This is a genomic window from Stenotrophomonas sp. P5_B8 (genome assembly GCF_054049855.1).
Genome location: NZ_JBFULO010000173.1, coordinates 1 through 7724, shown reverse-complemented (window position 1 = coordinate 7724; position 7724 = coordinate 1). Strand labels below are relative to the sequence as shown.

The following is a 7724-nucleotide window of genomic DNA, read 5'->3' as shown; positions in this document are numbered from 1 at the left end:
TCACCAAGGCCAGCACGCAGGCCAGGTCTTCCACGATCAGCCAGCCGATCGCGATCTTGCCACGCTGGGTTTCCAGCAGGCGCCGTTCTTCCATCGCGCGCAACAACACCACGGTACTGGCGGTGGCCAACGCGAAGCCGAACACGATGCCGTGGATCACCGGCCAGCCCATCAGCGCCGCCAGGCCCCAGCCGAGCAGGGTGGCCACCAGAATCTGGCCGATGGCGCCGGGGATGGCGATGGCCTTGACCGCCATCAGGTCCTTCAGCGAGAAATGCAGGCCGACACCGAACATCAGCAGCATCACGCCGATCTCGGCCAGCTGGTTGGCCAGCGCCTGGTCGGCGACGAAGCCGGGAGTGAAGGGTCCTACGCAGATGCCCGCAACCAGGTAACCGACCAGCGGAGACAAACGCAGCTTGTTGGCCAGCGCGCCGAAGATGAAGGCGAGCCCCAGGCCAACGGCAACGATGTTGATCAGGTCGGTGTCATGGTGCATCGGGGCTCGCAGAACAGGGGAATGCCCCGATTTTCACCGATGCGGTGGTATCGAGCAAACATCGACGACCGCAAGGCTGTCATGTCCCCGTGGTCAGGTGATGTGCTGTCCGGGACAGGCGCGCGCGACAGGCAGGAATGCGCTGAATCAGGATTTGCCAGGCTGAAAATGCCCACGCCCCGGCGGACCGGGGCGTGGGATTCAACGGTAGTGCCGGCCGCTGGCCGGCAATCACGCGATGCCAGGGGGCTTCGTGTTGCCGGCCAACGGCCGGCACTACCCGATCACCACTTGTACGTGATCCGCCCGTACACGTATGCACCATTGAACCCATACGGCGAGTAGTTGCTGTACGGCAGCATGCCCCACGTGGAGTTCTGCAGATCCACGGTGCGGTCGGGGTACTCGTCCAGCAGGTTGTCCGCGCCCAGGGTGAGTGCCCAGTTCTCGCTCGGCTTGTAGCTGACCGACGCATCCAGCACCCACGAGGCGTCGTACGTCTGGTCACGCAGCGCGGTGGCCGAGTTGCGCACGGTGAAGCTGCCGTAACGGGTGGCCGCCAGGTTCAAGTCCCAGTGGTCGCTGCGCCAGGTGCCGCTGAGGATGGTCTTGTCGCGCGGGTAGCTGTCTTCGATGCGACCGATCTCGTCGCGGCCGATCAGCGACTGGGTGATGCCCAGCGTGCCGAACACCGGCGGAGAGGCGATGAACTTCTTCACCTCGGTCTCGTTGTAGCTGTAGGCGGCGGTCAGTTCCAGCGTGCTGGCGCTGAAGGGGATGCTGTAGCTGGATACCGCGTCCACGCCACGGGTGCGGGTATCCACGCCGTTGGTGAAGTAGGAGAACGCGGTAACGCCCGGCAGCCCCAGTCCGCTCAGCAGCGAGTTGGCCGCCGCGTTGGTGGTGATGTTGGTGGACAGCACGATGCGGTCATCGATATCGATCTGGTACGCATCCACCGTCAGGTACAGGCGCTCGACCGGCTGCAGCACCAGGCCCACGCTGTAGGAGGTGGAGCTTTCAGCCTTCAGCGGGCTGGCACCCAGCGCCTGTGCGGCCAGGCTGGTGGTGGGGAAGGTGCCGCGTTCGACGAAGGTACCGTTGACGATCGTGCTGGTCACCGCCTGGTAGCTCTGCTGGGCCAGCGACGGCGCACGGAAGCCGGAAGAGGCGGTGGCGCGCAGGGCGACCTTGTCGGTGAACGCATAGCGCGCCGAGAGCTTCCCGGAGAACTTGTCGCCGAAGTCCGAATAGTCTTCGTAGCGGCCGGTCACGCCGGCGGAGAACTTGTCGGTGAGGTCCGCTTCCAGCCCGCCGTACACCGCGTAGTTGTGGCGGTCGTTGTCCACCGCGTTGACCGGGGTGAACCCACCGAAACCCTGCGCGCCGCTGCCGAAGTACGCATTGGCTTCGCCCGCGGACTGCTCCCAGTTCTCGCGGCGGTACTCACCGCCGAAGGACAGCGTCACCGGGTAGGCCAGGCCCCAGTCCAGCGACTTGGTCAGGTCGGCGTTGAAGATATCCTGGGTGTACTTGAGCGCACCGTCGTAGAACGAGCGCGGGCTGGTCAGGCCGAGGCTGTAGTTGATGCTGTTGCGGGTGTGGAAGTCGATCGTGTTCTCGCCGTGGTTGGCGCTCACATCCCAGGTCCAGCCGTTGTCGGTGTCGCCCTTGACCCCGGCCACCAGCGAGCGGTCCTTGGAGTACTGGTTGATCTGCGGCACGAAGCCGTCCGGGTAGGTCTGCGCCAGCAATGCGCCCTGGCCGCTGTTGGTGCGCGAGCGGTAGAACGCGAACGAGGTGATGTCGCGGTTGCTGGCCATCGCCGTTGCGTAGGCCGACACATGGTCGGTGAACTGGAAGCTGGCGTTGACCGAGGCGGCGGTGGCATCCACCTGCGGATCGCCGACCACAAAGGTGGTCTGGCCGATGTTGGGGAAATTGCCGGTATTGGGCGTGGTGCCCAGGTACGGGCCGGCGCGATTGCTTTCATCCTGCTGCAGGATCTGCCCGGCCACGTGCACGCTGCCGCGGCCGTCGGCGAAGCCGATCCCGGCATCGCCGGAGATCTGGTACTTGTTGCCGTCGCCGGCCGAGTACTGTCCCGCATCCACGGCCAGGCTGCCGCCGGAGGACGCGCCCTTGAGCACGATGTTGACCACGCCGGCGATGGCGTCCGAGCCGTACTGCGCCGAGGCGCCGTCGCGCAGTACTTCCACGCGTTCGATGGCCGCGATCGGGATCGCGTTGATGTCCACCGCCGACGAGCCGCGGCCGATGCTGCCGTTGACGTTGATCTGCGCCGAGGTATGCCGGCGCTTGCCGTTGACCAGCACCAGCACCTGGTCCGGCGACAGCCCGCGCAGCTGCGCCGGACGGATGCCGCTGGTGCCGTCGGTCAGCGCCGGGCGCGGGAAGTTCAGCGAGGGCAGGGCGCGCGCCAGCGCGGTGGCCAGCTCGGTGGTGCCGGTGGACTGCAGCGCTTCGGGGGTGATGATGTCGATCGGGGACTGCGACTCGGCCACGGTGCGGTCGGCGACCCGGGTGCCGGTGACGATGATGGTGTCCAGCGTATTGGCAGCGGTGCGCGCCGGGGCATCCTGGGCGCTGGCGGCAATGCTGGAGGCACCGAGCACGACAGCTACGGCGGCGGCGAGCGTACTGGTCTTGCGGTTCATCAGGGTGGGGCTCCGGTAGGAATGGCGCGGCACCGGAACGACAACTCGACGGCGTGAAGCAGGTCGGCGAAGGCGGGGTGTTGCGGTGCGCAATAAATCAATTAACGGGATATTCATCGCTTGTCAAATATCCGCAATCTTCACAAAAAACGTTGCAGTAGCAACCATTTACGTGAATCGGGACGCTCGACATCAGGGTCCCGGGGAAGCGCAGGCGGGGTCGTGGGAGAGAGGAACGCGACCCGCCGCGCATCCCGGGGCGCGTCAAGTATTCGTTAACGTTAGAATTACGTCGCAGGAAAGGTGCTCACCAGCACATTCCATTCCGTTATATGGACCCCCAAGATGATTTCCCTTCGTAACTTCGCCTTGCGCCGTGGCGAGCGGCTGCTGTTGTCCAACGTCGACCTGACCCTGCACGCGGGGTACCGCGTCGGCGTGGTCGGCCGCAACGGTGCCGGCAAGTCCAGCCTGTTTGCTGCCGTGAAGGGCGAGCTGGAGGCGGACAAGGGCGATGTCGACCTGCCCGGCAAGGTCCGCATCGCCAGCGTGGCCCAGGAGACCCCGTCGCTGCCCGACCCGGCGCTGCAGTTCGTGCTCGAAGGCGACACCGAGGTGGCTGCGGTCATGCGCGAGGAAGCCGCCGCGGCCGCACGCGAAGACTGGGAAGCGGTGGCTACCGCGCACCAGAAGATGGCCGAGATCGGCGCCTATGACGCCGAAGCCCGCGCCGGCAAGCTGCTGCACGGCCTGGGCTTCCCGGCCGAGACCCACTCGCGGGCGGTCTCCTCGTTCTCCGGTGGCTGGCGCGTGCGCCTGAACCTGGCCCGCGCGCTGATGATGCCCAGCGACCTGCTGCTGCTCGATGAGCCGACCAACCATCTGGATCTGGATGCGGTGTTCTGGCTGGAACAGTGGCTGCTCAAGTACCCCGGCACCCTGCTGCTGATCTCCCATGACCGCGAGTTCCTGGACAACGTGGCCACCCACACGCTGCACCTGCATGGGGGCGGTGCCAAGCTGTACCCGGGCGGTTACACCGATTTCGAGCGCCAGCGCGCTGAACAGCTGCGCCAGCAGCAGATCGCGCACGACAAGGAACAGGCCGAGCGCGCCCACCTGCAGAGCTTCATCGACCGCTTCAAGGCGCAGGCCAGCAAGGCCGCGCAGGCGCAGAGCCGCATGAAGCGCCTGGCCAAGCTGGCCGGCACCGAGGCGGTACGCGCCGAGCGCGAGTTCCGCATCGAGTTCTCGCCGCCGGCCAAGCTGCCGTTCTCGCTGATCCGCCTCAACCACGTCGAGGCCGGTTACGGCGCCGATTCGGTGATCCTGCACAACGTGGGCTTCGGCCTGGAAGCCGGCCAGCGCATCGGCCTGCTGGGCCCGAACGGCGCGGGTAAAACGACCTTGGTGAAGACCCTGGTGGGTGAACTGGCGCCGCTCAGTGGCGAGCGCGCCGCGCACCCGGACCTGCGCATCGGCTACTTCGCCCAGCACACGGTGGAGTCGCTGCACGAAGGGCAGTCGCCGATGGAGCACTTCCGCGACCTGGACCGGGATGCGCCGAACCAGGTCTTCCGCGATTTCCTCGGCAAGTGGAATTTCGCTGGTGACCGTGCGTTCGAACCGGTGGATGGTTTCTCCGGTGGCGAGCGCGCGCGCCTGGCGCTGTCGCTGATCGCCTACCAGCAGCCCAACGTGCTGCTGCTCGACGAACCGACCAACCACCTTGACCTGGAAATGCGTGAAGCCCTGGCCGAAGCCCTGGCCGACTTCGAAGGGGCGATCGTGATGGTCTCCCATGACCGCCATCTGATCGGGCTGGTCTGCGATACCTTCTGGCGCGTGGCCGATGGCGTGGTCGAGCCGTTCGATGGCGACCTGGATGCATATGCGGCGTGGCTGCGTTCGCGTCCGGCCGCGCAGGGTACCAAGCAGAAGATGGCCGCCGCCGCACCGGAGCCGGTGGCCCCGACCCCGCCGCTGCCGCCGAAGAAGCCGGTCAATCCGCATAAGTTGGCGGCCGCCGAAGCGAAGGTCAGCGAGCTGGAAGGCGTGCTGGCCGAGCTGGATCGCCAGCTGGCCGACCCAGGCAACTACGCCGATGCCACCCGCATGGCCGTGCTCGGCCGTGACCGCGAGGCCACTGCCACGCTGCTCAGCAAGGCCGAGCAGACCTGGATGGAGCTGCTGGAAGGGTAAGCCCGTTCAATGGCGCGGCGCGGTGGGTTATCCGCGCTTGCGTCAGGCAAGCCACGCATGGCGTGGCTCCACCGGTGGGGCACGCATTGCATCACCCCCGGTGCGTGCGATGTTGCAACCCTGACGGTAGAGCCGGGCCATGCCCGGCTGCTGTCGGCTCAGCGCGCAGGGTCCTGCATTTCCAGCCATTCCCGGAAACGCCGCGCCGCCTCGCTCTCGGCGCGCGAGCGCAATCGCGTCAACCAGTACCGCCCCAGGTCCAGGGTCTGCGCGAACGGTTGGACCAGCCGTCCCTGCGCCAGGTCCTGCTCGAACATCTTCAACGGCAACAGCGCCACGCCGGCACCGGAGGCTGCGGCACGGGCCAGGGTCAGTGACGAGTCGAACACCGGTCCGCGCGCTTCCAGCTCCGACGCGCCTGCCGCCTGCAGCCAGCGCGGCCATTCGTCGCTGCGATACGAGCGCAACATCGCCACATTGGCCAGGTCGCGCGGCTGCCGCAGCATCCGTGCCAACGCCGGCGCGCACAGCGGGGCGAACGGCGCCTCCAGCACCGCATCGCTGACCTGTCCCTGCCAGTCGCCATCGCCGAAGCGGATCGCCAGGTCCAGGCCTTCGCCGGCCAGGTCGATGCGGTTGTTGTGGGTCTGCACGCGCAGCTCGATATCCGGATGCAGCGCGTTGAAGTCCGCCAGCCGGGGTAGCAGCCAGCCGGTGGCAAAGGTGCCGACCACGCCCACGCTCAGTACCTGGCGGAAATGCCCGCCGACGAAGCGGTCCAGACTGACGGCGATACGGTCGAAGGCCTCGTTGAGCACCGGATACAGGCGCGCGCCTTCGTCGGTCAGCGCCACGCCACGCGGCAACCGGTTGAACAGCGACACCCCCAGCCGTTCCTCCAGCGCGCGGATCTGATGGCTCAGCGCCGCCTGGCTGACGCACAACTCCAGCGCGGCGCGGGTGAAGTTCTGGTGGCGGGCGGCGGCCTCGAAGGCGCGCAGCGCGTTGAGCGGCAACTGGGGGCGGATCATCCGTCGAGCCGTGAGCAGGGGTGATGCATCATGGCATCTGCAGACACCCGCTGTGCCCGTGATGGCGGAAATGACCTTGATTGCGGACCCCTTCGCCAGGTGCGCCCGGCCAAGCCATTAGTTTGAATCATGTGTCTCACTGGAAATGATCGCTGTTCACCCGTGCCAGCGCTGGCAATACTCCCTCCTCCAACAAGGAGAACCTGCATGCTTGCTCGACGACAGTTCCTGCAATGGACCGGGGCCGCCGCCGCCTCGGCGCTGGCCGCCACCGCGCTGGCGAAGATGCCGCCGTCGGCATCGGCCGCAGCGCCGATCGCCGCCGCCGGGGACTTTGCGGCATTGGAAGCGGCCAGCGGCGGTCGGCTCGGGGTGACCGTGCTGGATACCGCTACCGGGCAGCGCATCGGCCACCGCCAGGATGAGCGCTTCCCGATGTGCAGCACCTTCAAGTTCGTGTTGTGTGCGGCCGTCCTGCGCCAGGTCGATGCCGGGCGGCTCACCCTGGATCAGCGCGTGCCGGTGCGCCAGCAGGACATGCTCTCGCATGCGCCGGTCACCACGCGCCACGTCGGCAAGGACCTCAGCGTGCGCGACCTGTGTCGGGCGACGATGATCACCAGCGACAACCCGGCGGCCAACCTGCTGCTGGGCGCGGTCGGCGGACCCTCCGCCGTCACCCGTTTCCTGCGCGACAACGGCGATGCGGTGACCCGCAACGATCGCCTGGAGCCGGACATGAACCGCTTCGCGCCGGGCGATCCGCGCGATACCACCAGCCCGGCCGCGATGGCCGCCAGCCTGCAGCGCTTCGTGCTGGGCACGGTGCTGCAACCGGCGTCACGCCAGCAGCTGGCCGACTGGCTGATCGACAACGAAACCGGCGATGCACGCCTGCGTGCAGGTCTGTCCAAGGCGTGGCGGGTGGGCGACAAGACCGGCAGCAATGGCGAAGACACCACCAACGACATCGCGATCCTGTGGCCGATGGCCGGCGGCGCCCCGTGGGTGCTGACCAGCTACCTGCAGGGCGCGACCGTGGACGACGCCGGCCGCAATGACGTACTGCGCCAGGTCGCGGTAATCGCCGAGCAACGCATGCGCGCCGGGTGAATCCAGCGGAGGGCAGAGCAGCCGCCCCCCCGTAGTGCCGGCCGCTGGCCGGCGCCTCATGAATCCCGGGACATCCCCGGAGCCGGCCGTTGGCCGGCCCCGCCGCCGCAGCGTTACGTGTCGGGGTGGCTGTCGCGCACCGCCGCCAGGAAATCCCGGCCCCAGCGGTCCACGTCGTAGTACTCCACGCTGCCGAACAAC

The 7724-nt window shown here is 67.4% G+C and carries 5 protein-coding genes; 2 read left to right on the top strand and 3 right to left on the bottom strand.

The window, feature by feature from the left end:
- Together ACXJKH_RS11115 and ACXJKH_RS11110 are read right to left on the bottom strand one after the other, a co-directional pair.
- Positions 1-499: cation:proton antiporter domain-containing protein (locus ACXJKH_RS11115; protein ID WP_312238722.1), on the bottom strand; the 499-nt coding region annotated here is incomplete at its 3' end.
- Between the two features lie 284 nt (positions 500-783).
- Positions 784-3177 carry a TonB-dependent receptor plug domain-containing protein gene (locus ACXJKH_RS11110; RefSeq protein WP_457319472.1) on the bottom strand — a complete coding sequence of 798 codons (2394 nt, stop codon included), beginning with the start codon at positions 3175-3177 and terminating at the stop codon, positions 784-786.
- A gap of 345 nt (positions 3178-3522) precedes the next feature.
- On the opposite strand from ACXJKH_RS11110, the gene ACXJKH_RS11105 reads away from it, so the two are divergent.
- The gene (locus ACXJKH_RS11105; RefSeq protein WP_457319471.1) at positions 3523-5379 is read left to right on the top strand and encodes an ABC-F family ATP-binding cassette domain-containing protein; all 1857 of its coding nucleotides are present in this window, start codon (positions 3523-3525) and stop codon (positions 5377-5379) included.
- A 158-nt stretch (positions 5380-5537) separates the two neighbouring features.
- Here the strand turns inward: ACXJKH_RS11105 and ACXJKH_RS11100 are convergent, their stop codons facing one another.
- The gene (locus ACXJKH_RS11100) at positions 5538-6410 is read right to left on the bottom strand and encodes a LysR family transcriptional regulator (protein WP_457319470.1); all 873 of its coding nucleotides are present in this window, start codon (positions 6408-6410) and stop codon (positions 5538-5540) included.
- A gap of 207 nt (positions 6411-6617) precedes the next feature.
- Between ACXJKH_RS11100 and blaL2 the strand changes: the two genes are divergently transcribed.
- Positions 6618-7523 carry a L2 family extended-spectrum class A beta-lactamase gene (gene blaL2, locus ACXJKH_RS11095; RefSeq protein WP_457319469.1) on the top strand — a complete coding sequence of 302 codons (906 nt, stop codon included), beginning with the start codon at positions 6618-6620 and terminating at the stop codon, positions 7521-7523.
- Positions 7524-7724: the final 201 nt, after the last annotated feature.

Excerpts from the sequence above, each read along its gene's own strand:
- ACXJKH_RS11105 (WP_457319471.1), top strand. The coding sequence starts at position 3,523 with ATGATTTCCCTTCGTAACTTCGCCTTGCGCCGTGGCGAGCGGCTGCTG.
- ACXJKH_RS11110 (WP_457319472.1), bottom strand. The coding sequence starts at position 3,177 with ATGAACCGCAAGACCAGTACGCTCGCCGCCGCCGTAGCTGTCGTGCTC.
- blaL2 (WP_457319469.1), top strand. The coding sequence starts at position 6,618 with ATGCTTGCTCGACGACAGTTCCTGCAATGGACCGGGGCCGCCGCCGCC.
- ACXJKH_RS11100 (WP_457319470.1), bottom strand. The coding sequence starts at position 6,410 with ATGATCCGCCCCCAGTTGCCGCTCAACGCGCTGCGCGCCTTCGAGGCC.